The organism is Gammaproteobacteria bacterium (assembly GCA_041395445.1).
GTDB lineage: Bacteria > Pseudomonadota > Gammaproteobacteria > Xanthomonadales > Marinicellaceae > NORP309.
In genome coordinates this window covers 1-26613 of the sequence record JAWLAO010000001.1, presented here as the reverse complement: position 1 = coordinate 26613, position 26613 = coordinate 1, and the positions used below count along the sequence as shown (strand labels likewise).

General features: G+C 35.4%; 19 protein-coding genes, 1 tRNA gene and 1 pseudogene. 6 read left to right on the top strand and 15 right to left on the bottom strand.

Annotation, left to right across the window (positions count from 1 at the left end; translation table 11 throughout):
* The first annotated feature begins 2 nt into the window (after positions 1 to 2).
* Positions 3 to 1394 (top strand): deoxyribodipyrimidine photo-lyase, encoded by a 1392-nt coding sequence (locus R3F25_00105; GenBank protein ID MEZ5495234.1) that lies wholly within the window; start codon positions 3 to 5, stop codon positions 1392 to 1394.
* Here R3F25_00105 and R3F25_00100 read toward each other — a convergent pair.
* Genes R3F25_00100 through R3F25_00090 form a run of 3 tightly spaced genes read right to left on the bottom strand, consistent with a single transcriptional unit; the run spans position 1383 to position 5027 of the window.
* On the bottom strand, positions 1383 to 2261 hold the full coding sequence (locus tag R3F25_00100; GenBank protein MEZ5495233.1) for a DMT family transporter: 879 nt from the start codon (positions 2259 to 2261) through the stop codon (positions 1383 to 1385). The two genes, R3F25_00105 and R3F25_00100, sit on opposite strands and share 12 nt — an antisense overlap.
* 18 nt (positions 2262 to 2279) lie before the next feature.
* Positions 2280 to 3962: an aminotransferase class V-fold PLP-dependent enzyme gene (locus tag R3F25_00095; protein ID MEZ5495232.1), complete on the bottom strand. Its 1683-nt coding sequence runs from the start codon at positions 3960 to 3962 to the stop codon at positions 2280 to 2282.
* Between the two features lie 6 nt (positions 3963 to 3968).
* Positions 3969 to 5027: a peptidylprolyl isomerase gene (locus tag R3F25_00090; protein MEZ5495231.1), complete on the bottom strand. Its 1059-nt coding sequence runs from the start codon at positions 5025 to 5027 to the stop codon at positions 3969 to 3971.
* 173 nt (positions 5028 to 5200) lie between these two features.
* Here R3F25_00090 and R3F25_00085 point away from each other — a divergent pair, with 173 nt between their 5' ends.
* A complete protein-coding gene (locus R3F25_00085; protein MEZ5495230.1) occupies positions 5201 to 5710 on the top strand; it encodes a Slp family lipoprotein in 510 nt (169 codons plus the stop codon).
* Between the two features lie 49 nt (positions 5711 to 5759).
* Here the strand turns inward: R3F25_00085 and R3F25_00080 are convergent, their stop codons facing one another.
* From R3F25_00080 to R3F25_00035, 10 genes are all read right to left on the bottom strand, one after another.
* A complete protein-coding gene (locus tag R3F25_00080) occupies positions 5760 to 7685 on the bottom strand; it encodes a hypothetical protein (GenBank protein MEZ5495229.1) in 1926 nt (641 codons plus the stop codon).
* Positions 7686 to 7782: 97 nt separating this feature from the next.
* On the bottom strand, positions 7783 to 9042 hold the full coding sequence (locus R3F25_00075) for an MFS transporter (protein ID MEZ5495228.1): 1260 nt from the start codon (positions 9040 to 9042) through the stop codon (positions 7783 to 7785).
* A 36-nt stretch (positions 9043 to 9078) separates the two neighbouring features.
* The gene (locus R3F25_00070) at positions 9079 to 10113 is read right to left on the bottom strand and encodes a hypothetical protein (protein MEZ5495227.1); all 1035 of its coding nucleotides are present in this window, start codon (positions 10111 to 10113) and stop codon (positions 9079 to 9081) included.
* Between the two features lie 118 nt (positions 10114 to 10231).
* Complete coding sequence (gene moeB / locus R3F25_00065; GenBank protein MEZ5495226.1) at positions 10232 to 11290, bottom strand: molybdopterin-synthase adenylyltransferase MoeB; 1059 nt, start codon at positions 11288 to 11290, stop codon at positions 10232 to 10234.
* Positions 11287 to 12537, bottom strand: coding sequence for a molybdopterin molybdotransferase MoeA (locus tag R3F25_00060; GenBank protein MEZ5495225.1), 1251 nt, complete (start codon positions 12535 to 12537; stop codon positions 11287 to 11289). Before R3F25_00060 ends, moeB begins: the two co-directional genes overlap by 4 nt.
* A complete protein-coding gene (gene der / locus R3F25_00055; protein MEZ5495224.1) occupies positions 12527 to 13942 on the bottom strand; it encodes a ribosome biogenesis GTPase Der in 1416 nt (471 codons plus the stop codon). Before der ends, R3F25_00060 begins: the two co-directional genes overlap by 11 nt.
* Positions 13943 to 13957: 15 nt before the next feature.
* Entirely contained in the window at positions 13958 to 15103 is a 1146-nt protein-coding gene (gene bamB / locus R3F25_00050) for an outer membrane protein assembly factor BamB (protein MEZ5495223.1), read from the bottom strand.
* Positions 15104 to 15155: 52 nt separating this feature from the next.
* The gene (locus tag R3F25_00045; GenBank protein MEZ5495222.1) at positions 15156 to 15779 is read right to left on the bottom strand and encodes a tetratricopeptide repeat protein; all 624 of its coding nucleotides are present in this window, start codon (positions 15777 to 15779) and stop codon (positions 15156 to 15158) included.
* Positions 15780 to 15922: 143 nt separating this feature from the next.
* Positions 15923 to 15998, bottom strand: a tRNA-Asn gene (locus R3F25_00040).
* Between the two features lie 57 nt (positions 15999 to 16055).
* Positions 16056 to 16784: an RNA methyltransferase gene (locus R3F25_00035; GenBank protein MEZ5495221.1), complete on the bottom strand. Its 729-nt coding sequence runs from the start codon at positions 16782 to 16784 to the stop codon at positions 16056 to 16058.
* Positions 16785 to 16900: 116 nt separating this feature from the next.
* Here R3F25_00035 and R3F25_00030 point away from each other — a divergent pair, with 116 nt between their 5' ends.
* From R3F25_00030 to R3F25_00015, 4 genes and pseudogenes are all read left to right on the top strand, one after another.
* On the top strand, positions 16901 to 17689 hold the full coding sequence (locus R3F25_00030) for an inositol monophosphatase family protein (protein ID MEZ5495220.1): 789 nt from the start codon (positions 16901 to 16903) through the stop codon (positions 17687 to 17689).
* A 478-nt stretch (positions 17690 to 18167) separates the two neighbouring features.
* A pseudogene (locus R3F25_00025) lies at positions 18168 to 19233 on the top strand (IS3 family transposase).
* 1626 nt (positions 19234 to 20859) lie between these two features.
* Positions 20860 to 21138 (top strand): tyrosine-type recombinase/integrase, encoded by a 279-nt coding sequence (locus R3F25_00020; GenBank protein ID MEZ5495219.1) that lies wholly within the window; start codon positions 20860 to 20862, stop codon positions 21136 to 21138.
* 1008 nt (positions 21139 to 22146) lie between these two features.
* Positions 22147 to 22515 carry a hypothetical protein gene (locus R3F25_00015; protein ID MEZ5495218.1) on the top strand — a complete coding sequence of 123 codons (369 nt, stop codon included), beginning with the start codon at positions 22147 to 22149 and terminating at the stop codon, positions 22513 to 22515.
* Between the two features lie 1564 nt (positions 22516 to 24079).
* Here R3F25_00015 and R3F25_00010 read toward each other — a convergent pair.
* Positions 24080 to 25159 (bottom strand): Fic family protein, encoded by a 1080-nt coding sequence (locus R3F25_00010; protein ID MEZ5495217.1) that lies wholly within the window; start codon positions 25157 to 25159, stop codon positions 24080 to 24082.
* A gap of 178 nt (positions 25160 to 25337) precedes the next feature.
* Positions 25338 to 26498, bottom strand: coding sequence for a DUF3596 domain-containing protein (locus tag R3F25_00005; protein MEZ5495216.1), 1161 nt, complete (start codon positions 26496 to 26498; stop codon positions 25338 to 25340).
* Positions 26499 to 26613: the final 115 nt, after the last annotated feature.

Here is a 26613-nt window from a genome sequence, read left to right as displayed (position 1 = left end):
TCATGAACTTGGTTTGGTTACGCCGTGATTTACGCATTCAGGATCATCCTGCTCTAGCAAAAGCATTAGAGGATAATACCTGCAAAACACAAATCCTGTATATTGCTACTGAAAAGCAATGGAAAAAGCACAATGAATCAGATATAAGCATTGAATTTCGCAAACGTAGAGTCAATCAATTAGCTGTTGAATCTGGTTCGATCGGAATAAGATTTGAGAAAACTTCATGCGATATGTTTAAAGACATACCGGAATTACTTTTAAATTACTGCATGAAAAATAAAGTTCGCAAGATTTATTTTCTTAAAGAAACTCCATTCGATGAAAACCAACGAGATAAAAAAGTAATTTCCACACTCTCTAAACATTCCATTGAAGTCCATGCGTTTGATTATGATTTAATTGTTAGCCAACCGGTATTATCACAAAATTATCAGCCTTATAAAGTCTTCACTCCCTATTACAAAAAGTGGCTTTCAATGATTGAGAATCCAAAACAATGGCTCAAATACAAAATCCGTCAAAGTCATAAACCCATCACAAATGCAATTCCTTTTGAAATTGATAAGAAGTTTGACTTAAAATTATCAAACTGGAGTGTTTCATCATCTGATATTTATCAAAAATTACAAACCTTTTGTTCATCGAAATTAGAGGGATATCAACAAAATAGAGATTATCCGGCACTGAATTGTACATCCATGTTTTCGCCTTATCTCAGTTTTGGAATGTTGGGTCCGAGACAATGTTTATCAGCAATAAAGAGGAGTCATGATTTAAAAAAATCTGATTGGCGACATGATTTTTGGCTCAGAGAATTGACATGGAGAGACTTTTACAGGCAGTTAATGATTCACTTTCCGCATATTAGTAAAAACAAGAATTTTAATAGAACAATAAATATTCATTGGGACTATCGACCGGAATTAATTGAGAAATGGCAAAATGGAGAAACCGGTTTTCCAATCATAGATGCTGCCATGAGGCAACTCAAAGAAACCGGATGGATGCATAATCGACTGAGAATGATTGTTGCTGTATTTTTCACCAAAATTCTATTTCAGGATTGGAGAGTTGGTGAAAAGTGGTTTATGGAAAACCTGATTGATGGTGAATTTGCTGCAAACAACGGTGGTTGGCAATGGTCGGCTTCGACAGGGTGTGATGCCGTTCCCTATTTCAGAATATTCAATCCTTATTTGCAATCTCAGAAATTTGATTCTGCGGGAACATTCATTAGAAGATATGTCCCTGAATTAATGAATTTATCGAATAAAGAAATCCACAACCCTACGGATTCAACCAGAAAAAAATGCCAATACCCAAAAGAGATTGTCGATTATCAATCAGCTAAAAACCGAACGATTCAATTGTTTAAACAATCAGCTTCCTGAATTTTTTTCTTTGCTTAAAATAAAAATTGCCGCACCAAATAACAACGCCGAGCCTATCCAGAGTTTCGGTGGTAGCATTTCGCTGAAAAAATACCAACCAGCAAGAATATTCAATGGCATTTTCACTAAATCAAAAGGCTGAATAAATGAAGCATCGGCACTACTGTAAGCTTTCACCAATGCCCACTGAGCCAAAGCAATTAACAAACCGGTTACAGTCAAGTAATACCACGCTTCATTTCCCGGAACCTGGAAATTCGGCAAGGCTAAAAACAAATTGAAAGGAGCAATCAAAATTAATAAGTAAACAACAATTGAGCCGGTACTTTCAGTATGAGACAAATGACGGACCATAAGAGAATAACCTGCCCAAAACAAAGCAGCTGCAACAGGGAGCAAACTGGCAACTCGAAAGCTCTCACCCCAAGGTTCAAGAATTATCAATGATCCAATAATTCCTATCAGAGTCGCAAACCATCGGGATAGGCTGACATGTTCACCAAGAAAAACTGATGAGCCAATCGTCACAAAAATCGGCGAAGTCATTAACAAGGCAATTGCCTGAGAAATTGGAATTCCTCTCGATAAACCCCAAATCCATAATTGAATACCGATTACAGACAATAATACCCGAACAACATGCATTCCAATTCGTTCTGTCTTTAATGATTTTTTCAGTCCGGTACTTAATATCCATGGAACCATAAAAACAAAAGCAATGAAATATTGATAAAAACCTATAACGGTATTATGAAGATTAAAATGCTTTGTCAGATAGGTTATCCCAGCGTTATTCAGTGCGAAACACATTCCTGCAAAAACCATCCAAAACGCACCAAGAAATGGCTTATGAGCATACTTGACCATATTATATTACTCTAAAAACTATACAAGGAATTGATTGAGGTGTGCCACTTCCTCAAAATAATTGGTTTGTCTTTTGGGCAATTCTTGACCCTTTTGAGCCCATTGATACGCATCAGCAATAAACTGAGAATAGAGTTGCTTGCGCAATCCGGATGGCACCGGACTCGAACCCATGATATCTTCATTAAATGCATCGTCCAGTTTTAACTTCGGGCAATCCTCTTTTTCATCAATATGCTTCCAACATGCCTGTTTCAAACAAAAATTATACCAAGGTAAAAATTTTTCGCCTTGTTCAGCGATAAATTCAATGGCCTGGATAATGTAGTCAACATCAGCTTCATCCATCACATAGTGGAAACCAATTCGACACCAACCCGGCTTAATCCCGTGAAAACCCTTATTGATTAACTCTCTGTATTGTTCGGATGTTTGCTCATCAATATGAAGCAATTTATGACCATAAGGACCTGCACAAGAACAACCGGCGCGAGACTGAATTCCAAATAAATCATTTAGTAAAACAGTCACAAATTTAGGATGTAAATATTTTCCCGCTTTTGTTTTAATATTAAACGAAACAATTCCAACCCGATTGTTAATATCCAAATCGCCTAAAATCTCAATCGATTCATTATCTTTCCACGCGGTAAAGGCTTTATCTAACCACTGATGTTCAATATTTGAAATTTGCTTGCAACCAATCTTATCTTTGACTTTAAAACACAAAGCCGCTCGTAATATTTGCAATACTCCGGGAGTCCCTGCTTTTTCACGCTCTTCAATATCATCAAAAAAATCATGATGGTGTTCTGCAACATAACTGACAGTTCCGCCACCACTGACAGTTGGCGGTAAGGAAGAATCGTATAATGATTTGTTAAATATCAAAACACCGGATGATCCCGGGCCACCAAGAAATTTATGGGACGAGATAAAAATAGCATCCAAAGACGTATTATGCTCTGCAGTTGAATCCTTCGGATTCATATCAATTTTCACATAAGGAGCACTCGCCGCATAATCAAAAACCGCCAAGGCATTATATTTATGCAATAAGGCAGCGATTTCATGAACCGGAGAAATAAGTCCTGTCACATTCGAAGCAGCAGAAAATGATCCAATCTTCTTTCTGTTTTGGTACTCTGGTTTTTGTAATAATTGTTCGAGATGTTGCATGTCAATATGTCCATTAACATCTAATCTGACTTCTACAATTTCACACAAACCATCTCGCCATGAAATTTCATTGGAATGATGCTCGTAAGGACCAACAAAAACAATTGGTAAAGTATTTGGAGTCTTATGAAAATCCACACCAAGACTCTCTTTAAGGCTTTTTCTTGTTGCCGGAGGAAGATAAGTTCCTAATATTTGTTGAAGTTTATTGATTGCTCCTGTTGCACCGGTTCCAACATTAATAATTCGGTAATTTTCATCGGCATTAACACATTTTTTTATGGTTTTTTCTGCTGAATGCAACAAATGCGTCATTGAACGGCCAGTCATATCATCTTCTGTATGAGTATTGGCATAATGCCTTTGCAGACGCATGAGATATTTTTCAATAAAACTCAACGTCCTTCCGGATGCCGTGTAATCACAATACAGCATCATACGCTGACCAAAAGGCGTACAAAAAGGCGCATCTACACCAATAATGCAATTGCGTAAATACTCGGGAGTGATATTTATTTTCATGAAATATTATTCGGAAATTTGATTATATAAACCTTCACAAAGAGGAATATTATCAGACACAACTTTTTCAATTGGGAAAGTATTTGATAACTCTTGTTCAATCAAATTGTAACTCACTTGAGCCTCACCACAATTATTAAAGGTAATAATTAGAGTTCCATAAGTGCCAAATTCTGAGTTCTGTGTATCTTGAGGATTATCAAATAATCCACCTGAGGTGCTTGTTAACTCAAAAGTGATAGAGTTGTTTTCTAAATCCAAATCACCTATACCTGTTAACCAACGATGACCGGCATCCCCGACATTTGCAACTGTATTTTCATCTGGTAATTGAGTATCATAAGTAAACCAAGCCATAAATGCTTTCTTGATTTGCGGAAAGACCTCAAGCATTATTCCAGAGCCACTGGTCTCATGATAATGCCAAAGACCATTTAAACCTGAGTTAATTTTAAACACATCAATTCTTGAAACGCTCGAAACCATCACTGCTTCACTTTCTATCATCACATCAGGTTTTGAATTTAGGTATGGTACTTCTTCAGCGTAAACATTTCCACTACTTGTTGGAAGATAAATCGTGCCAAATTCTAAATCATTAATTGTATCAACCACATCCATTCCGGAGATTACTTCTCCAAAAACAGCATAGCCGACTCCATCGCCATTTAAAGCAGGATTGTCCACTACGTTTATAAACCATTGGCTTGTAGCACTATTATAACTACTAGTCCTAGCCATAGAAATGGTCCCTCTAAGGTTTTTATGCTCAACACTTGATTCATTTATAATAGCAGAATCAGTCGGAACCTGTCCCCCAACCCCATCTATAAAATTAAAACCTCCTCCTTGAATCACAAAATTGGGATACGAACGATGAATATACGAGTTATTATAATCACCATCATTAACATAGTTCATAAAATTCTCAACCGTGACAGGAGCCCACTCAGGTCTAAGTTGTACAACAATATCACCTAAAATTGTTTCTATTTTCACAGTTTGAGCAGAAACCGCAAATGGAATCAAAAACAAAACAAATGCTTTTCTAAATAATTTAATCATACTTTATCGATCGTCAGCTTGAATTTGCAACCGATTATAACCTAATTCAATTTTGCATTTGTCATATTTGTTACAATAAAACATCATATTTTGTTGCAGAAGAATACTTGTTATTAAGCATATATTCATCTTTGTTTATAATAATATCGGAAAATGATTTCGAGGACTCCAACATGAAAAGTATGAAATTGATTAGTGTTACATTTATAATTCTGTTATCTTCTTGTGCTTATACACCAAAAGTTTTACAAGGAGATTTTTCAACCATCACTCCTGCTCAATCCAAATTGAATCATGATACCAATGTGGATGTTCGTTGGAGCGGATATATTGCTCAAACAGTCAACAAAAAAGATAAAACTTGTTTTGAGATTATTCCATCAGAGACTAATCAGAATTTAAGACCAACTCGAATTATTCCAAAAAACTCAAGCCGCTTTCTTGCTTGTAAAGATGGCTTTCTTGAGCCTCATGCATTCAACGAAAGAATGGTGACGATTACAGGTACATTGGTTGCTTATACCAAACAAAATGTGGGTGAATACGAGTATGAATATCCAGTAGTTAAAACTGACGTTATTTATATCTGGACAAAGCAACCTCCAATCAGAAATATAAATGTTTTTACGAACTTCAGCCATTTTCATTGTGGAATTAGTTTCATTCATGGATATTGTTTTTAAAGTGTAAGCAATTATTGAGTGTTTCTGCTATCAGAAACACTCAATCGTATTATTTTTGCTCAAAATCATTAGCAAAAATAATATCATTGTCATAAGTTTCATCCGCGCCTGCATCATAAACCATCAAAGGATTTCCTTGATTATTTCCAACTAGATTATCATCCCAACCTCTGAGCTGTCCGTCTATATCTCTAGTATCTCCCAATGTATTATGTAGGACACAAAAATCAACTGCAGGTGATAATATCGAATTTAAATGATAATCTCTTTGGGCAGAGTTAACAAATTGAGGATTTTCATTTAAAACATTGGTTGCAATCATGGTATTCAAAAATGCCAAATCGTGAGCGATTATACAATCTAAATTGGTACTCATAAAACCAGTCGGACCATCAAATAGCGAACTGGAATTCACATCATGAATTATAGAAGAGTAGATATTCAGACTCATCGTCGATGAGTCCATGCGACCCAACACACCAGTTTCGGCTTTATTATCAGTAATTGTCACATGTTCCATTGTAATTGCTGAGGAGTCTTGAAACGAAACCACATAATTATCGCTCAATCCACTTTGTCCTGAGTTTCCATTATTATTCAAAACACTTCCTGAAATATTCGTAATACCTGTGCGCAAAGATATTGCAACGCCGTAATCAGCTCTATTATCCTCAAAAAATGTGTTATTTATAATGGAATTTGAACCACTTAAATAGAGTGCTCCTCCATAAGAATCATCACCTTCAGAGTTTTTAGCTTCATTTCCTTGAAAAAAATTACATCTCATATGATCCCAACAACTAGCATTATCTATTTGTAACTCTATATCAGCGGTATTTGACATCAAACCACCTCCATGTTGGTCAGCATGGTTATTATTTATCAAAACTCCTTGCATATAAACCTGAGTATCACTTTGAAATCCATAAGCATAAATTCCTCCGCCATTTCCAAAAAAATCAAATGCTGTATTATCGTAAACCTTATTATTACTGATATTTACAGGTTGTGAAGCATCACCGTAGCAGTTGTTCCCATAACAAAAAACCTGTCCATATAAATTTAATTTCGCACCATTTGTTAATAACACACCTCCACCATTTGACTGAGAGGTATTCCCACTAATTCCGTATTGACTTGGATTATCCTTAGAACCAGAAAAAACAGAAACCACACAACCTTCGGTGAGATACATTCCTCCTCCACCAGTTGCATCGGGACCAATTTCATCTGTTGCTGAATTATTTAAAACTCCGGACGATCCCAAAATTGCGATGGATGCATCTGTTCCTAAACAATGAATTCCACCACCATTTTCTGCAATATTATTTTGTATGAAAGAATTAAATACAACCACATCAGTATCACCATTATTAATTGCAATTCCACCTCCAGATGTTCCTGAGTTTCCAAAAATGTTGACATTATCGACAGTAATTGAGGCACTTGCTCCTAAGGTTGAAATTCCTCCACCATGAAAAAACTCCGCTCCTTGCCCATTGGTAAGACCTAGGTTTTGCAAAACAATGTTGTGAGTTTCACTCGATCCACTGATACTAATTACAGGAGCTGTTCCACTACCTGTAATTAATGTTTGTGTATTCGATTGGTTATTGCTATTTGCATCCATACAATTTGCAAATCCACCGCGAATGGATATGCTTTTATCACTTATGAATAAGTCTTCAAAATAAGAGGTTGTATCCGCTAAACGAATTTCTGTGATTGATGCATTATTGATTAAATCTTGAATGCTTGTTGAATTGACATTATAGTTACAATTCACATCACCACCAATCGAAGCAATTGAACCACCTCCTTTTACCATATTTTGGTTTTTATAGTTTGATAGATGTATCGCTGTTTTCTTTAGCTCTTTCTGAACAAACTCAGGCAACTCTTTTTTATCTATAATGTTTTTTGCTGATAATCCAACAATTTGAAATAATAGAACAGTGAAAATAATTTTTTTCATTTTTTAACTCGTCAAGTTGTACTTAAATCAACCATCGAAAAAATAAAAAAATCGGGTCAAATTTTTAGACTTAATGAATCTATGAACTTAATTATGGCTAATTATGGTTATTAGAATTTTTCAACTTGGAGAAATGGTCAAGATAATAAAAGCTCAACGCAAACATAATAATCACAAAAGGAATAGATGCATAAATCACTCCACTCCAGCCGTAGCGGAATAACACCCAGCCTGCCATCAGTGAAGAAAAACCCTGAAAAGTGAAAACACTGAAATCATTAACTGCCTGAACTTTGTGTTTTTCATGCGGAAAGTAGCTGAAGTGTAGCAGTGATGTACCTGAAAAGAAGAGAAAATTCCAAGCGATTCCAAGAATCACCAAAGCCCACCAGTAATGTAAAAAAGAGTGTCCTTGTGTTGCAATCAATACAACTGCTGCAAACATTATTGAGCCAATCAATAAAATGTAACGAATGCCAATTTTGCGGCTCAACCAGTTGGTAACCAGTGATGGAAGATACATGGCAGCAATGTGTGACTGAATCACCAGTTTGGTATCTGTTAAATCATAACCGTAGAGTTTGTTCATACTCAACGGTGTTGAGGTCATAATAAAACTCATCAAGCCATAACTCAAAGCTGCTGCCAACATCGCAATTAAAAATATCGGTTGTCTGATAATTTGTAACAGAGGTCTGGATATTTGAATTTCTTTAGGTTTGTTGACTTGGGTGTCGCGGAAATTCAATAGTACAATTATTGAAAGACAAACCATCAACGCTAAAAACAGATAAGATCCTGCAAAGCCAATTGAATTAGCAAATGCTTTCTGCCCAACAACAGCCACTTCAGGACCAAGAAAAGCTGAAAATATTCCTCCGAACATTAAAACAGATAATGCCTTATTGATATCTTTCTCTTCCACACTTTCAATCGCTGCAAAACGCAATTGCTGAGCAAAGGCGAGACTCACGCCAATCAAAAATGCAGAAACACAAAACAAAAGAAAAGACTCTTTAACTATAGAAAAAGCAGCTAAAATAGAACCTGTAAAAACAGATACAAACCCGGTAATTGTTGCTTTTCTCCGACCTATTCTTCCGGCTAACAATGCAGCAGGAATCGTCGATAATGCCGTTCCTGCCACCATCAAACCCAAAGGCAAGGTCGCTAATGATGAATCCGGTGACAACTCCAACGAAACAATCGAACCAATAAAAACCATTATCGGAGCCGAAGTCCCCACCAAAGGTGCTGCCAGAAACAACACAGTAATATTTTTTGGTAAATTAAGATAATATTGAATAAATAATGCAACTGATAGAAATAAAATTAATACAACAGATAATGAAAACATTATTTATTAGTCGTTCTGCATAAATAATTGATTAATCTACTCCACAATTTCACAAAATACATTACTCTCATTCGTGGTAAAATGGTTTTGATAGTAATTTTGAATGAATGATGCTATATAAGATTCAACAGCATTGTTAAGTGCTGAAGCAAAATTACATCCTGGACCCACCGAAGACACATAATTAACATTAAACCATTTCATCACCATATCAGGCATCGTATAAAGCCATGAAAATGGTGCACTATAGCTTCCTTCCCAAAAAGTTCCAATATAATAATCTCCTTCAATGTTATGTTCACAATTTCCAAAAAAATTATTATTAACGGTTACATTTGGAGCACTATAAGTATAAGTGGCACACAACTGGCTCTCAGTAAAGTTAACTAAATCTTGGGTGTCCAATTGTAGATCGCAGCCAGTACCCCCAAAAGAACATGATGTATTACACACCTCAAAATCATTTCCCGATAAATCAAAGGTTGTTGGTGGAATACACAAATTTACTGTACCTAAAGGTGAAGTAAAATTTGCCATTGGATCATCATTTACACCACAACTTAAGGCTTCAACACCTGATTTATAAATCAACGGATCGTGACAATATAACTCTGATATCGTTTCACAAGATTCCACTCCCACTTCAACCGGATCAAAAACATGTTCTACAATTATCTGGTAATTATTAACAGCATAGTTATATTTTCCCGAATTACTACCTCCGGGAGTTGTGGATGTTGTGAGTTTATCAAAAAATACAAAGGTTAGTGGACGGGCTGTTATTCCGCTCAAACTCTGAGGAATTCCTAATGCAATTGTCGAACTATTTACATCAATTGAGGACTCATTAAAACTCATTACCACTCCTCTCGCATCGACGACAGCTCGGGCGTAATAGTCATTACCATCACCATCATCAACAAAACTTCCAACTCCAAAAGATATGTAAACCCCCTCAGACTCACAGGCAGCACCGGTTCCGTTATCGCTAATATTAATATTTTCAGATATTGAAATTGCAGAAGACTGTAGAGCAATCAAACACAATAGAATTAATAAGACAGTTTTCATTTGACACCTAATTATCTAGTTTACATATATATTGATGTCTGATTCTAGCAAAAGAAGTTATGAATACTCAATAAATACGGTGACTTAATGGGTTGAGCAATAATAAATTGTAAGTTTTCTAGTGTTTATTGCAGGCTTTTGATGTCAGATAAGAAATCTTCCTAAAATCAAATCTCAGTAAATCAATCATCATTAATTGGTTTTGCAAAACATCACCAATGCCGGTAATGAGTTTTATCGATTCTGTGGCTTGCATAATTCCAGCCATTCCGGGAACCACTCCCAAAACACCAACATCAGTGCAGTTTTCCGGTTCAAAACCTTCGGTTTGCGGAAACAAACAGCGCAGGCAAGGCGAGTCGGGGATTCTGAAATCAAACACTGTCAGCTGAGCTTCGTATTGATAAATCGCCGAATAAATCAAAGGCTTGCTATATTTCAAACAAACATCATTCACCAGATAACGGGTGGATAAATTGTCGCTGCCATCGATGACAATATCGCAGTTTTTGATTAATTCATCAGCATTTGCTTCTGTAATTCTTTCGGAAACAGCCTCGACAGATATTTCAGGGTTTAAATCATTCAGGCGATATTTTGCTGACTCAACTTTCTGACTTCCAATGGACGATGTGCTGTGTATAATCTGGCGTTGTAAATTGCTGAGTTCAACTTTGTCGTCATCGACGATGGTAATTTTTCCAACACCGCCTGCTGCCAGATACAATGCACAAGAGGAGCTCAAACCGCCAGCTCCAATCATCAAAACATGAGCCTCTTTAAGCTTGTTTTGTGCTTCTTTTCCAAAACCTTGGAGCATATAATGTCGGGAATAACGAACTTCATCTGTATTGATTTGAGGAAGTTCTATCGGTAATTTCTGCTTTTGCCATTCTCCAAATCCTTGAAAAATATGGAATAACTTATTAAACCCAAGTTGATTGAGTATTTCTATTGCTTTTTTTGAGCGTTCGCCAATCTGGCAAATGACATAATAACTGGTATTTTTATCGAGTTGTGAAATGGCTTTAGCTTTCAACTCATTCAATGATAACAAGACTGAACCGTTCGCAACACCTTGAGACCACTCTTGAGGAGTTCGGACATCCAGAATCAGATGATTAGTTTTTTGACACGCCTCAAACGCTTCTTCAACTGTAACATTGTTAATGGTCATAACAAATGCGGATAAAGCAAATCGACCATTCGTTGGACATTCACTTCATCACCAATTTGTAGGTCAACCGGCGTTTCATTCAAAACAATAAAACAATTGGCTTGAGCCACAGAAGTTAAACGACCGGAACTTTGATTTCCGGTAACAATCACCTCATATCCAATAGTTGGATCATAACTGAGTCGTGCTCGAACAAATTCGCGTCGATAATGATGTTTGCTATAACTCTTTGCCATTTTCGCACGAATAAAACCTGTAGTATGGATGGCTTCTCCTTCTAAAACTCTTAATGCAGGAATAACAAACTGGCAGAAACTACTAAAACTGGAAACCGGATTTCCCGGTAAACCAAAAAACATAGCTTTCCCGTATTTACCGAACAAGAAAGGAAAACCGGGTTTGACATTCACTTTATGAAAGCTAATTTCCCCAAACTCTTCCATAACCTGTAAGGTATAATCTTTATCGCCGGCGGAAACACCACCATTACAAATTATCACAACATTTTCATTGGCATATTGATCCAGTTTGGCTTTGATTTGTTGCGGATTATCTTCTAGTGAACAAATATCAATGACTTCACAATTTTGTGTTTTTAACAAACCCAGCAATGTCGGTCTTACAGAATCGTAAATTTGGCCGTATTGCAGTTCATTTCCCGGTTGTATCACTTCATCACCACCGGTGAATAAAACAACTTTGACTTTTGAATAGACCTTTAATTCGCTACATCCAACAGAGGAAATCAAACCCAAGTCCTGGGGTTTAAGGCGAAGAGCTTGTTCAGCAATCACACTTCCCGATTTTATATCTGCACCCGTGTTTCTGATACAGCTGCCTTTCTCGCCAATTTCACGCAAGTGAACCTGCATATTTTTAACTTGTGAGTTTTCTTTAACAACAACAGTGTCTGCCCCTTCAGGAATAACCGCACCAGTCATAATTGGAATTGCACAATTCTCACCCAATACAATGTTTCCTGCAACTCCGGCATATTGTGGGTCTTGCAAATCCAGCCAACCTTGCTTTTCCGGTAAGTCTGAATATCTGATAGCATAACCATCCATCGCACTATTATCGAATGCCGGTACATTAATTTGTGCTGTCACACTCTCAGCTAAAACCCGGTTCACGCCGTTTAACAATTCCACGTTTTCAACTTGTGGAATAAACTGTTGCTGAGCTTCGGCAAGAATAACTTTTAAAGCCTGTGAATAAGAAATGGACGTCAAATAATCATTTGCCATATTTGCTTCCCGTTGTATGGCGATTTAACTTGTGCCTTCTTGGAGTTTTATTGGGTTGCTTTCTTTTGCCTGCATCTTTATAAGGATTATCACCACTCTTGAATTGCAAAATTATCGGTGCACCTCGTAGATTAAAAGCAGTCCTGAATTGTTTTTCCAGATATTTGATATAGGCCGGTTTTAAAACATCGGTGCGTGTTCCATGAATCACAATTCTCTGCGGGTTTTGCCCGCCGGCATGAGCATATTTCAATTTTGTTAAACGTCCGTGAACCAAAGGCGGTTGATGAGCCTTGAACGACTCTTTCAAAACTTCAGTCAATTGATTGGTTTCCAGAACTTTGGTCGCAGCTTCATAAACCAAATCGACTCTATCCATTAGCTCTGATAAACCGGAGCCATGTAAAGCTGAAATATAAACCAAAGGAACCCATTGAAAAGCTGTCATTCGGCGTGCAAATTCAGACTTGATGTTATTTTTGTGTTCTTCCGATAGATGATCCCATTTGTTTAACGCAATAACAACAGCACGAGCATTGTTGTTTATGAGTCCAAGCAAATGCATATCTTGGTCAGTCAATCCTTCCTGAGCATCAACTAGAAGCACACAAACTTGAGATTTATCAATCGCTTGAAGAGTCTTGATGACACTGAATTTCTCGATACCTTCTCCAACTTTTGAGCGTTTTCTCACTCCGGCAGTATCAACCAAAGTATAATCTTTGCCATCCCAATCTAAAGGCAAACTAATTGTATCTCTTGTTGTTCCCGGCATATCAAATGCCAATACTCTGTCCTCTCCCAGCAAACGGTTCACTAAAGTTGATTTTCCAACATTAGGTCGCCCAATAATTGCTAAATTTGGACCTTTGGTTTCAGGAATCATATCTTGTTCAGAATCTTCTTTTTCTAAGTTCTGACAAAATTCTTCGATTTTGAATTTTAATGTCGCTATATTTCGTTTATGAACCGCTGCGATGGGCAAAATCTCCTCAAGACCCAGCTGATAAAAATCAACAACGGCGAGATCTTCATCTTGCCCGTCAATTTTATTGACCAGGAGAAAAACAGGCTTATTGGTATTTCTTAAACTCTGAAGGATTTTTTTATCATTATCCATCAATCCGGATTTGGCATCCACCAAAAACAAAATCAAATCTGATTCTGAAATTGCGGTTTCAACCTGTGAATTCATGAGCTCAGAGAGATTTCCCTCATCACCCAGTAATCCACCGGTATCAACTAAAATAGCATTCGAGTTATTAACCTGAAAAGTTCCGTATTGTCTGTCTCTGGTTAGTCCGGGGAAATCGGCGACCAAAGCATCTCTGGTGTTGGTAAGAATGTTGAATAAGGTTGATTTTCCTACATTAGGACGACCCACCAAAGCGATTACTGGAACCATAATTCATCTCACTAATTATCTTGAATACTCAAAAGCTGTGAGTGTTCCGTCTTTGTTATAGGAAATAACTGTTGAACCACTGATGACCGGAGCTGAATAAAACGAGTCTTTACCCATACGATTGCGTGCCAGAGTTTTACCATCTGTTCCGTCAATCACATGAATGTAACCATCGACATCTCCAACAATAATATCACCAAGATAAAATACCGGACGTGTCAACATACGATATTTATATTCTGTGGTTTTCCATTTTTTACTGCCATCAGTGCGGTTGAGCGCATGAACATTGGATAAATCATCCAACACAAATAAATCTGTACGAGATGCGGTCACTCCATTAGCAGAACCCACATCTTGTGACCACATGACCCGACCGGATTCTGTGGCAACGGCAACGGTTTTCCCATCTGCACTTGAAAGATACAAATCGGTAGCAATCAATGCCATGTTACCGTCGATATCAACGATTCGAGCCAATTCTGTTTTACCTTGGGTATCAATCACACTTTGCAACCAAATCACATCTCCGCTTTCTTGTTTTATGGCAGCGACTTTACCATTATCAAAACCGATATAAACGCGCCCTGCTCTTACAATTGGCTTGGAGTTTCCACGAAGTGTCAGATTAGGAATATTAGTATCAAACAACCACTCGCGGTTGCCATTTTCAGCATTGAGTGCATAAACTTTTCCGTCTTGAGCACGAACAATTGCCATATTATTTTCAATCACCGGAGGTGATAAAATTTCAGATGATAGCAATGATTTCCAAATCATAACACCCGTTTCTTTGTTTAAAGCTATGACCTGACCTTCAGGAGTTCCCAAAAGCAGTATATCACTGCCAACACCCGGACCGGCACTCAGTTCAACTTCCAAGTCAGTTGACCAAATTGTTTTACCATTTTGTAGATCCAGCTTTAAAACATTTCCTTTTTTATCAGCAACGAATACATCTTTACCATCAACAAAAGGAATCAATTCATATCCGAATGCTTTGTCACCACTATCCAATTTTTTAGTCCAAAGAGTTTTAAAATGACCTTGTTGGATGATTTTTTCCAACTCAACAGGCTCAAATTTTTTATCCTTCTTATTGGATGAGCATGAGATGGTAAAAAGCAATGTCAGAAATAATACAGATAAAATTCTTTGCATAAAAACCTCAAGTGTTCTTGTTGTGTGAATTGAAACCCTCAGAAAAGTTCGATTAAGAGTTTTCCAGCTTCATTTCGATATTTCTTTTTCCAGAGTAACCCTCACCGGCATCAATTGCTGCTTGATAAGATGCTTTGGCCTTCTTAGCTTCACCTTTAGCAATATAGGCATCTCCCTCAACTTCTTTTGCTATAGAGGAAAAAGATTCAATTGTAATTCCTTTCACCTGTGTTAAAGCCTCATCATGTTTTGCCATTGCATTATAAACTCTGGCCAAGCGTAATTTAGCAAATTCAGTAATTAATTGATCCGGTTTCAGGCTAATTACTTTATTTAATTCAACTGTTGCTTTTTCCAATTCGTTTTTCGCTATAAACTCCTTAGCTAAACGTAAATGTCCTTCAATCAGATAAAAATTAGTGCCGTATTGACTCTCCATTTCAGACAGTTTCGTTTGAGCATCTGTAAACTCGGAAAGTTCAACAATATCAGAAAAAGATTGGTATTGCTTTGCCATTTCAAAGCGTTTTTCTTGTTCCTTGGCTTTCCAATAATTAATACCAAAAACACCACCAAGACCAATGACAATACCCAATGCAATCGTCATCCAGTTGTTTTTTATCCACTCTTTGACCAGTTTTTCCTGTTCAAAATCATCGTATTCGTCAAATGCCATGAATTCTATCCTGTTGTTATTAAATTAATTTTTTGAACACAAATAATATTGTGCAAATAAAGGAACGCTATATTAGCCTAAATCTGTTTTTTTTTCATTAGAAAATAAAAAAGGCTACAAAAAATGTAGCCTTTTTCGATATTTGGCTCCCCGAGACGGACTTGAACCGCCGACCCAGTGATTAACAGTCACTTGCTCTACCGACTGAGCTATCGGGGAATAAATTAGAGGACGCATTGTAACTTAAAAGATGATTCTGTCAACAACTTTACAAACTTATTTTAACTTTTTTTCCAGCTTTGTTAAAAAGCCCCTCAAAATGTCCACTTCATAATTTCTTAGACGAGCTCGATTGTATAATAATCGTAATTTTGTTCGTATCGAATCATGCCCTTCCTTACGTAAATACATTGTATCTTCCATAACTTTGAAGTAGTGCTGATAAAAACTCTCCATAGCATCTGCATTCACTAAGTCTCCCTCATTGGGTTCAGTAAATTCGTTATTAAATTCAATGTTCTCAAGTGATTGCATACGACACTCATAAGCCATTACTTGCACAGCAGAAGCTAAATTCAATGATGAAAAACTTTCAACAGTCGGTAATCGAACCAAACAATGACATCTCTCAACTTCTTCATTAGTCATGCCATATTGTTCCTTACCAAACACTAACGCCACCTGATGCTTTTTCGATTCTTCAATTAACAGTTTTGCGGCTTCTCTGCCATCAATTACTGGAATATCTAAATGTCTTTTTCTTGCTGTCGTGCCAATTACTAACTTACAGTCAGAAATGGATTCATCTATATGGTTACAAACTTTAGCATTTGCCAACAAATCATCGGCACCTGAAGCCCTTTTTGTCGCTTCCACATTTGGAAAAAGTTTAGGGTTCACTAATGCCAAATCATTAATTCCCATTGTTTTCATCGCTCGAGCAGCGGCACCAATATTTCCCGCATGAGTTGTTGATAAAAGCACAAAGCGAAGATTTTCAGACATAATTTCTATATTAAAAACTTGTAAAGGCTGTATTTTAGCGAAAATTGATGCGATTAAATACATAAATTCTTAAATAAAAGTTATCATACCCGCCTGTTTTAAAATCACGATATCTAATGCGACAACCCGAAATCAATATTGCTGAAAAAGCCGCTTTTAAAGCCGGTAATGTTCTAATGCGTATGCAAAAGCAAGTCCATTTGCTTCATGTGGTAAAGAAAAAAGAAAACGACTTTGCTTCAATAGCCGACAAAGCATCTGAGCAAGCAATTATTGAAACTATTTTAAAAGCTCATCCCGACCATGCTATTTTGGCAGAAGAAGGTGGTTTACTTGGTAACGAAAGCTCGAACCATGTCTGGATCATTGACCCTCTGGATGGCACGACCAACTTCCTGCACGGATTTCCGCATTATGCGATTTCTATTGCTTTGCAAATTGATGGCGAAATCAGACATGGCTTGATTCATGACCCGGTTCGAGATGAAACATTTTATGCCAGCAAAGGACATGGTGCTTATCTCAACGACAGCCGGATTCGTATTGACAGTAAAGCCACTTTACAGGATAGCATTATCGCAACCGGTTTCCCATTTAGAAAGCGTGAAGTTTTTAATCGTTATATGCTGCAATTTAAATCAATTTTCAAATCTGTTGGAGACATCCGCAGAGCCGGTTCAGCAGCACTGGATTTAGCTTATGTTGCATCCGGAAGAGTTGACGGATTCTGGGAAATGGGCCTGGAAAAATGGGACATGGCAGCCGGAAGTTTAATCATTCGCGAGGCCGGTGGAAATTGCACTGATTTTAACCTGAAAAACGAATTTCTCGAAAGCGGAAATATTATCGCCGGAAATCTGAATATAATTGCTGCTTTGCAGAATAAGATTAAGGCGTCGATGTAGTCATAATTAAATTCTCCCTTTGAAGGGAGATTGCAGAGGGATGTTTTTATATTTGAGGGTTTTCAAGCAGTTCGGTCATACCGAGCGAAGTGGACGAAGTCCATGAAGTCGTAAGTATCTCCTAACAATTCCGTGATTTATAATTATGATAATACGTAGTTGGCTTTTGCCAACACAATTGGTAAGTTGGTACTGAACGTCTTAATCTAATTGTTAGATTGAACTTTTGAATACGAAGTGATGATTCTCAAAAAAACGGAATTCTTCATTAGAAATAATCGATAAATCTACTTCAACCTCTTCCTCCGAAACTGGACACATCTCTTTGTGATCCCAAACATCAATGCAATCGACCAACTCTCCATTCTCAACCATTGTCCTAATTATATCAATGATATGTATCGTGACCTTCCCCCCAAAAAAAGAACCATGACAAGGATGAGATTTCCAATTAAACTACAACGCAGGAGATCTCAAAATGAAGAAAAAACGATTTACAGAAGAACAAATAATCAGAGCTATTAAACAGCATGAATCCGGAGTAAAGGTTGATGACATCTGTCGCCAGCTTGGAATTTCCAACGGCACTTTCTACAACTGGCGAAGCAAGTATGCGGGATTGGAAGTTTCAGAAGCCAAAAGGCTCAAAGAATTGGAACATGAAAATGCTAAATTGAAAAAGCTACTGGCTGAAAAGCTTCTTGAGAATGAAGCAATGAGGGATGTTCTCTCAAAAAAGTGGTAAAGCCTGCTGGTAAAAGGCAGATAGCCAAACACATGAAGAAAACCTTTCATCTTAGTGAAAGGTCATCATGTAAATTGGCAGGCATCAGTCGGAGCGGTTTCAGATATCATCATAAATCTGACAAGGATAAGTATCAGATTACGTTTGCTGGAATTAGCTAAGGCATCCCAGTTATGGCTGTATTTGTTTTTACACAGTATTCTAAAAACAGAGGTTTGGTTTGCAATCGCAAGCGGACTTATCGTATATACAAAGAGCTTGGCTTGCAGTACGGACACGAAAACGAAAAAAACTGGTTCGGCCAAGGTTGCCAATGGTGATGCCTTCATCAGTGGATATGAGATGGTCTATGGTTTTGTCAGTGATCAACTGGCAAATGGAGACGGTTCAGGTATTAATGTCATAGATGATTATTCTCGTCAGGTTATCGGTCAGCTGGTTTCATTCTCAATAAATGGCCGTCAAGTAGCGGATTTTAGACAGACTGATTGATCAGAGAAAGAAACCGAATCAGATAAAACATGTGATAACGGCACAGAATTTACATGCAAGACCATGTATTCGCAGCAACAAACAGGAGTAAAGTTGGGCTTTATTCAGCCTGAAAACCAATTCAGAATACATTGTTGAAAGTCTGAACGGTAAATTCAGAAGTGAATGCCTGAACCAATATTGGTTCAAAAATATAGAAGAAGCCAAAGAATTAATCATGCAATGGAGGAATCATTACAATACAAAAAGACCACATAGTTCACTAAATTATTTATCACCGGTGGACTTTGCAAAACAGGCAGCATAAGATGAATTTCTCATCCAAAATCTGGTATTAATTTGGGGGGAAGGTCAGTGTGATTTAATATTAGAGTCCCCAAATTTTCCAAGTAATTGCGTAATCAATAAGCAAAAAGTAACTATTCGACGTTGGTTCCCTGATCATATATCACTGATGATGATATATAAGCTATTGAATATAAGAATTAAAAAACAAATTACAAAAAATGAATTAAATCAGTACATATCTCATTTCATAAAATCATTTGGTATGAAATTCAATATAAACATCTCAAAAATAACTAAGCTTCAATCAATTTTAAATACAGCTTTTGGTATTACTGAACTACTTCCCAATGTAATTTTTGACCAAGCACATATTAATTATTCAAGAAACATAATTATATCTACTTCACTTAGACCGGATTACTGGGAGGGCATGATAAAAAATAGTTTTCCATCAAATAAAATGAAACAAACTGTATGAAAAAATTGAACGGACTATATATTTCGATGATGACAATCCCAGAGAAGAACTAATAAATTCACTTAATGAGATTTTTACAGAGCAAGATGAAAACTTAATAATAATGATGTTCTTAATGGACTATATAATATTCAACCTGAATTTGAAAATGATGGTTTTCTGCTAGATTGGTTGAGATATAACCTCGAAGAACGAAAAAACGCAGTAAGTACAACAAGAAACTATAAGAGTGCAGTAGTAAAAGAATGGATTTCTTTCCAGTAAAAAAATCAGATCCGTTTGATCAATCAACACTTGAAAAATCTATAACTTTGCAAAACAAGAAATTTGAAAAAGTTAAACTATAGACAAATTTTAATTTAACAACTTAGCCTAATACCGACTCATTAGTATCTAAATCTTGAAGAACTCATATTACTGACGTCGTCATCTGAGGATATGTTTTCTCAAAGAAAAATCTGTTACTGCCTGTATATGTGATGAAGGCAGGAAAAACAATTGGAAATTTATTATTTACTTGTTGATGGAGGATCATACTGTTATCTGGCTTTTGATTGAAAATTAAAACTGAAGTTTTATTTGGAAATCAACCAACTTTGTGAAAAAACATTTTAAACAATAATGAAGCAACTCTTTAAATAAGAATGTGAAAGGAAAAGATCTATACCGAAAGTTCACAAGTCAACCACTTATGGTTTTAAATTCATAAATGATGAAGATAAAATACATGTAAATCATGATTTAAAAATTTACTCTTAGGTTATGTTGCCTATAAAACAAAATGATGATTTAAAAAAATAATACCCTTGACTGAGAAACTGACAAATATTGGTCAATTACCGTGTTTTTATAGCATTCAAAGGAGTTAATGAATTACATACATAAGTTTGCTGCATGGATATAACCTTAAAAGGAAAAACAAAATAGTTGTGTGAAAATAAAAACCGAAATATGGATTAAAATGTTTTTAAAATAAAAAAAATTTAAATAATTCTATAATAATATTTTCTTCTATAATGCTAATAAAAATCTGAAGGTTAAACCCTACAAACAAAGGGCATTTTATCTATTCCATAGATATTGTTTAATTACCTATGGATTCCCTGAAGTCAACTCTTTTTTGAAAATCTAAAATTAAAAGAGAAAACATATGTCAGAGCTGGATTCATATCAAATCAGGTTTTCAATCGATTCCTCAATAAATATAAAAGTTCAAAAAACGATCTTCAATATTATAAAAGAATGATGATATCAATTTTTATCATTTTGTATAGAACAGGATTAAGAGTTGGAGAAGTATTAAAAATAAAGCTTAAAGACATCGAAATATCAGATGAGTTTTGGATTGACATTAGAGAAAATAATAAAGGTGATAATAAAACTTATTCAAGTTTGAGAAGAATCCCTCTTGGCATATTACTTAAAAAGGAAGAACATATTTTTTAAGAAACTATTTTTCAATTTAAATTAATGCTCGAAAAATAACAAATTATAGTCTTGCATTTAGCAAAATTCACTCCTAATGAATCTTTATCTCAAGCATCAGTCGAGTATATTCGAAAGTTTTATCTGAAAAATATGCATTACCAAATGTTTTACATTTATTAAGACATACAGCTATAAGTCGACTATATGCGGTTTTCACTGATAATACTAAATTACTGAGTATATTTTCAGACTATAATCAACAAGAAACAATAAAAATTCAAACTTTTTTTAATTCAACAGGAAAAAACAGGTACTGGGAATTAGCAAAATTTGCAGGACACTCTTCTCCTCTTACAACCTTTGCAACCTATATACATTTTTGTGATATACAAATGTATTCTAATCTGATAAAACATGATAAATCACTAACTTGGTCAGAAGTTGAAAATATTAGTGGGTGTAGTAGAAAATACTTAACAAAGTATAGGAATACTCTTGAAAAAGACTAAATCAGTTAGTTTATGCGAAGTAAACAAAGTGCTTAAAGGTGCACTAAATAGATATACAAAATCCATACAGAACAAAAAATATAAAAAACATCTTCTGTACAAGACTTTAATAAAATAGAAATATCAGATGGTGATATTTGGTATATATTAAGAAAAATTGAAAACTTTGAGATTGATACTCAAGTGTCTGAAAAAATGAAAAATCAAACTATCAAAATATTGATAAAAGAGTTTTCTGAAAAAATAAATCTTAAGTATAAGCAAGTATTAAAATGGTATAAGAACCTAAATTTATCTCAAGTATACAGACTAATAAGAATTCATCTGCTTTTTTTCTGAAAAAAAACTCATACCACCTATAGGCTTTCATTTAGCCTGCTAAAGTACATTCAATATATGAAAGTAAAATTGCAAACATTGTCTTGGATGAGTATTATAAAAAATGGAACGAACATAATGGAGTTTTTAAAAGCGTCCTTACATATTTTTTAAATAAAGCACTCATTCTGTTAATGGGTTGAGATTTAGTGATCCTGAAATTCTTGATGATTTTCTTAAAATTTTTAGTGGAGTATTTTTTTGTCACTCAATAGAGATTGAACATGAATATTTGAAAGGAGCTAAAATACGTAACCAGCGGAAAATATGGAAAGATATCATTTCAAATCGTGCCAAATTCTCCCCATCCGTTAAATATAAGGGCGAGAAGAAAATATACAATACAGTTAATAAAAAACATCAATATCCATTTGGAAGAGTTACACTTAAAATTGGAATCCCTATAAAAAACAGTAATCCTGAAGAAGAAAATGTAACTTTTTCTTCTGGAGTGTTGAAATTCTGCTTACATATGATTTTCAATTCGCAAACTTGGCAAATTAAATAAAGGTGATTTTCTTAGAAAAACTAACTGATACCATTTACTTTCTAAATCTTGTGAAACTTCATCAATTTAAATCCTAAAAATTTGTTATTAATTTTGATATTGATTTAATTTTATATCATATAATAGAACTTGAAACACAATTGAAAAAGTTAAACCATGTACAAAATTTATAATCATGTTTGGAAACCCAATGCTTAGCCGACTCACTACTCACAAATTTGAAGAACTTGATGATATTCATATATGAGTCCCATCGAATTTTCATCCAAACCTATTAAAACATGTTCCAATGTATGCCTGATGATGAAGGTATGGAAAAATTATTTTTCCTTTGATGGAAACCGGATCATACTTGTTCCATAAATATAAAATTTATTTGAAAATCACATTTCAAAACATTATGATTAGAAAGTATTTAATACTAAGAATGGAAAAATGAAAAATACAAAAGTGAATTTATTTTAACAGTTTACAAAAAGTGCATGATTCTAAACAATTTAAGAAACTCAATTATGCTGATATGCCTATAAACAAGGAACATGATTATTTAAAAAAATAAAAGAAATACACCCACCGCAACAACAAACTGGCAAATATATTCGTTAGTTTTATTCTGAAGCTCTTATTTAAAGATGGAGGATATCATACATACATCAATTTTGCTGCCATGGATATAACCTTAAAGCAAAAATAGTTGTGCCTGAAATATGGCAAAATACTCAAACTAGATTAAGATCGGAACAAATAGTGGTTTTTATAAAAACTTTTAATCAATCAACAAATCTATATTATTTATGTCTTTGAGTCTATTTTAGGAACAAAAACTAGAGAGTTAATTCTGCAATATGTAAATTGCTTTGAATACGGCTACGCCAGAGAAATAGCTAAATATTTAAACATATCATTACCTTCTGTTCAAAACCAATTAAACAATTTTGAAGACGCTGGTGTGATGTTAAGCAATATGAAAGGTCGTACCAAAGAATTCTTTTTCAATCCCCGATATGCCTTTTTAAATGAGGTTAAAACATTACTTGATAAAGCAAGATTATTTTATAAACCAGAACAAAAAGAATTATTTGAAATGCAAAGGAAACGACCAAGAAGGTCAGGTAAACCATTTTAAAAAAATTGGGTGATATGACATTAGTGGTATTGGGTGCATATATTTGCAATACTTTGAATGAGAAAAATTAAACAGCATTTTATTAGGTGTAGCTTTGAAAATATAAAATAATGGCTACGGATCAATTTTTATTCAGATCCATTATTCAATATATTTGAATAGTAATTTAAATTCACATAGAATCTAAAAATATAGATTCGAACCATTTTAAAATCTTTGATAAAGAACCATGTAAATTCAATGAAACACAACAACCAAAATATTATTGAAACTGATTTAACTGGAAAAAGTGGAATCCAGACTAACATCAAATTATCTGAGAGGGCATTTAAAATATTTTTAAATAAATTGAAGCATCCACCAACGCCCAGTGAAAATCTAATACAAGCCAAAAATAATTATCATAAAATAATCAGTCAAGACTAGTGGCACCTTAAATTACAATAATTCCAGCCACTTAGAAGCTAGTTCGTATTTTCGGGATTTGTTCGCCAGTCCTTGTTGAATAATAAAACCTTCATTACACCATAGATTGCACAAGTTCAGAGCGGTTCTTCTGTGTATTCCTAGCAGATCGGATACTTCTTTTGTGGTTATAAATTTGTTATTGGTAAAAAGTGATAACACCTGTTTTTGTCTTTGATCAAGCTCCCTTAATAAATGGCTTTGGTCGGTTTGACCTCTTTGGGATGATTCTGAGGCTTTTAGACGAACTTTGGCAAATGAGTCAGCCATCCCCGAACAAAAGTAAACAATCCAATCTGTAATTTCAGATTCAGCTCTGCCAAAGTAATAATTATGAGATTCTCCCACACTCAGTGCCTGGTAGTATGCTTGTAGGTTTCTGGCATAATACTCTTCCAGAGAATAAATACCTTTCAGACCATAGCCTGATTTATGCAAAACCAGATTGGTTAATAAGCGGGCAGTACGCCCATTTCCATCATAATAGGGGTGAACGGTTGCAAACTGGTAATGAGCGATTGCGGCAATCATTGGCACAGGCAAATCATCTTCATTTAACTGTTTATTAATCCATGCAATGAGTTCACTCATCAAATCCGGTACATCTTTGGCTTCCGGTGGCATATACACAATAGCTCCGCTCCCACTGTCCCGAATAACATTTTGTCCATCACGATAAGGCGTTGGTTTTTCTTTTCCCTCCATCACCAAGCCATGTAAAGTTTGAATGTCCTTCTCTTTGATTGATGAGGCTTTTTGATTGACCAGAACATCAAGAAAATCCAATGCTTTATAGTAATCTCTGACCTCTCGTTCATCCCTTTCCCTATTCGGGAAAGTACCACCTTGAATGACATCTTGCACTTGTTGTTGGGTGAGACGGTTTCCTTCGATTTGGGTTGAATAGTGTGTAGAAATCAATCGTGCTGACTCTCGTAAGGATGTTAATACTGAAATAGTAATCGGCAATCCTGATACCGCTTGACGAGAAGCCTCAATATCCATCAGAATTTTACTCAAGGCAGGAGTGATTTGAAAATTTGGTTTGAACATACTAAATACTTTGCTTAATAAGAGAACTATACCAATATAATTCTAACATGATTCCAATAAAATACCAATAATGTTCTAATAAACCTCCTTTAACAACTGTAATAGTTCTGGCTTTATCTGACAACTCAATACAAATATCAAAATATCTGATAAAGCCATAAACATATTCTCCGAATATTCACATATTTTTATCCAGTAATTTTTCAAATGCACTACCATCTTGTCTGGTGACATTAGGAACATATCTGGAATAAACATTAAACAACATTTTAGTTGTAGAGTGACCAAGCTGACGTGCAACCCATTCAGGATTTTCGCCACTGGCAAGCCATAATGTGGCAGCTGTGTGGCGGGTTTGATACGCCCTCCTCTGCTTCAGCCCCAGATAATTTAATATTGGATTCCATACCCTTTTGGTGACATTACCATAATCCAGTGGATTACCACTTCTAGTACAAAAAACATAATCATGTTCTTTTGAGACTCGATATTGATGCTTCAAAGCGTCATAAACCGGCTGTGACATCATTATATCTCTAAGTGAGGAATCGGTTTTGGTTTGTTCTACTCGTCCCTTAACAAGCGTTTCTCTAATTGATATGTATCGATTTTCAAAATCAACATATTTCCATTTGAGCCCATCAATCTCACTGGTCCTCATTCCGGTGAAGAAGCGTACTGTATAATAACTCTTAAAATCATCTCTGACATTATTCAAAATCAGCATCACTTCCTCCAAAGTAAATGGTTCTATTTGAGGCTTTAAAGTTTTTAAATGCTTGATTCCAATAAATGGACTTTTAAAATCATATCGCTCTGACGCTTCAACAATAACTCTTTTGAAAAACTTCATAATTTTATTGATATGCTGAGCACCCACATAGGTTCCGTTCTTTCTAACCTTATTTGCAATATCAGCTCTAAACTTCAGTAGTTCAGACTTAGTTAGTGTATCAACATTTCTATCACCAAACACCTCAAGAATATGATTTTTAAAAATACTCAAGACAGATTTTTTGTAACTTTTCCTCCATGAAAAATCCAATTCTGCAATCCACACATCAAAAAACTCAGAAATTGTCGGAATACAATCTGTATTTCTACGAATCATATCATCCTGATAATTAATTTTTTCAAGTATGGGACTATTTGGAAAATAGTCCCCGTATTTGAACTTACCTAATAAAATTTCAGCATCTATCTTATCCATAATATTTTCCAGTTTTTTCCTGTTAACCGGTGTATTTTGGAGTTTAGTTTGCTCTCTGCATCTGATATTTCTATATCTGAAGTCAAAATATAGTTTACCTGTTTCTTTTCTTGATCTGACATTACCCATGGATATTTCCTCCATTGGACATCGGTATGGACATAGCATCTTGCGAAAACCTGCACATGTCTTTTACGATAGTTTCCCAAATATACAGAATCTTTCTTCCGCCAAATGGTCGGAT

Coding starts and splice junctions, on each gene's coding strand:
- R3F25_00105 (MEZ5495234.1), top strand. CDS start 3: ATGAACTTGGTTTGGTTACGCCGTGATTTACGCATTCAGGATCATCCT.
- R3F25_00100 (MEZ5495233.1), bottom strand. CDS start 2,261: ATGGTCAAGTATGCTCATAAGCCATTTCTTGGTGCGTTTTGGATGGTT.
- R3F25_00095 (MEZ5495232.1), bottom strand. CDS start 3,962: ATGAAAATAAATATCACTCCCGAGTATTTACGCAATTGCATTATTGGT.
- R3F25_00090 (MEZ5495231.1), bottom strand. CDS start 5,027: ATGATTAAATTATTTAGAAAAGCATTTGTTTTGTTTTTGATTCCATTT.
- R3F25_00085 (MEZ5495230.1), top strand. CDS start 5,201: ATGAAAAGTATGAAATTGATTAGTGTTACATTTATAATTCTGTTATCT.
- R3F25_00080 (MEZ5495229.1), bottom strand. CDS start 7,685: ATGAAAAAAATTATTTTCACTGTTCTATTATTTCAAATTGTTGGATTA.
- R3F25_00075 (MEZ5495228.1), bottom strand. CDS start 9,042: ATGTTTTCATTATCTGTTGTATTAATTTTATTTCTATCAGTTGCATTA.
- R3F25_00070 (MEZ5495227.1), bottom strand. CDS start 10,113: ATGAAAACTGTCTTATTAATTCTATTGTGTTTGATTGCTCTACAGTCT.
- moeB (MEZ5495226.1), bottom strand. CDS start 11,290: ATGACCATTAACAATGTTACAGTTGAAGAAGCGTTTGAGGCGTGTCAA.
- R3F25_00060 (MEZ5495225.1), bottom strand. CDS start 12,537: ATGGCAAATGATTATTTGACGTCCATTTCTTATTCACAGGCTTTAAAA.
- der (MEZ5495224.1), bottom strand. CDS start 13,942: ATGGTTCCAGTAATCGCTTTGGTGGGTCGTCCTAATGTAGGAAAATCA.
- bamB (MEZ5495223.1), bottom strand. CDS start 15,103: ATGCAAAGAATTTTATCTGTATTATTTCTGACATTGCTTTTTACCATC.
- R3F25_00045 (MEZ5495222.1), bottom strand. CDS start 15,779: ATGGCATTTGACGAATACGATGATTTTGAACAGGAAAAACTGGTCAAA.
- R3F25_00035 (MEZ5495221.1), bottom strand. CDS start 16,784: ATGTCTGAAAATCTTCGCTTTGTGCTTTTATCAACAACTCATGCGGGA.
- R3F25_00030 (MEZ5495220.1), top strand. CDS start 16,901: ATGCGACAACCCGAAATCAATATTGCTGAAAAAGCCGCTTTTAAAGCC.
- R3F25_00010 (MEZ5495217.1), bottom strand. CDS start 25,159: ATGTTCAAACCAAATTTTCAAATCACTCCTGCCTTGAGTAAAATTCTG.
- R3F25_00005 (MEZ5495216.1), bottom strand. CDS start 26,498: ATGGGTAATGTCAGATCAAGAAAAGAAACAGGTAAACTATATTTTGAC.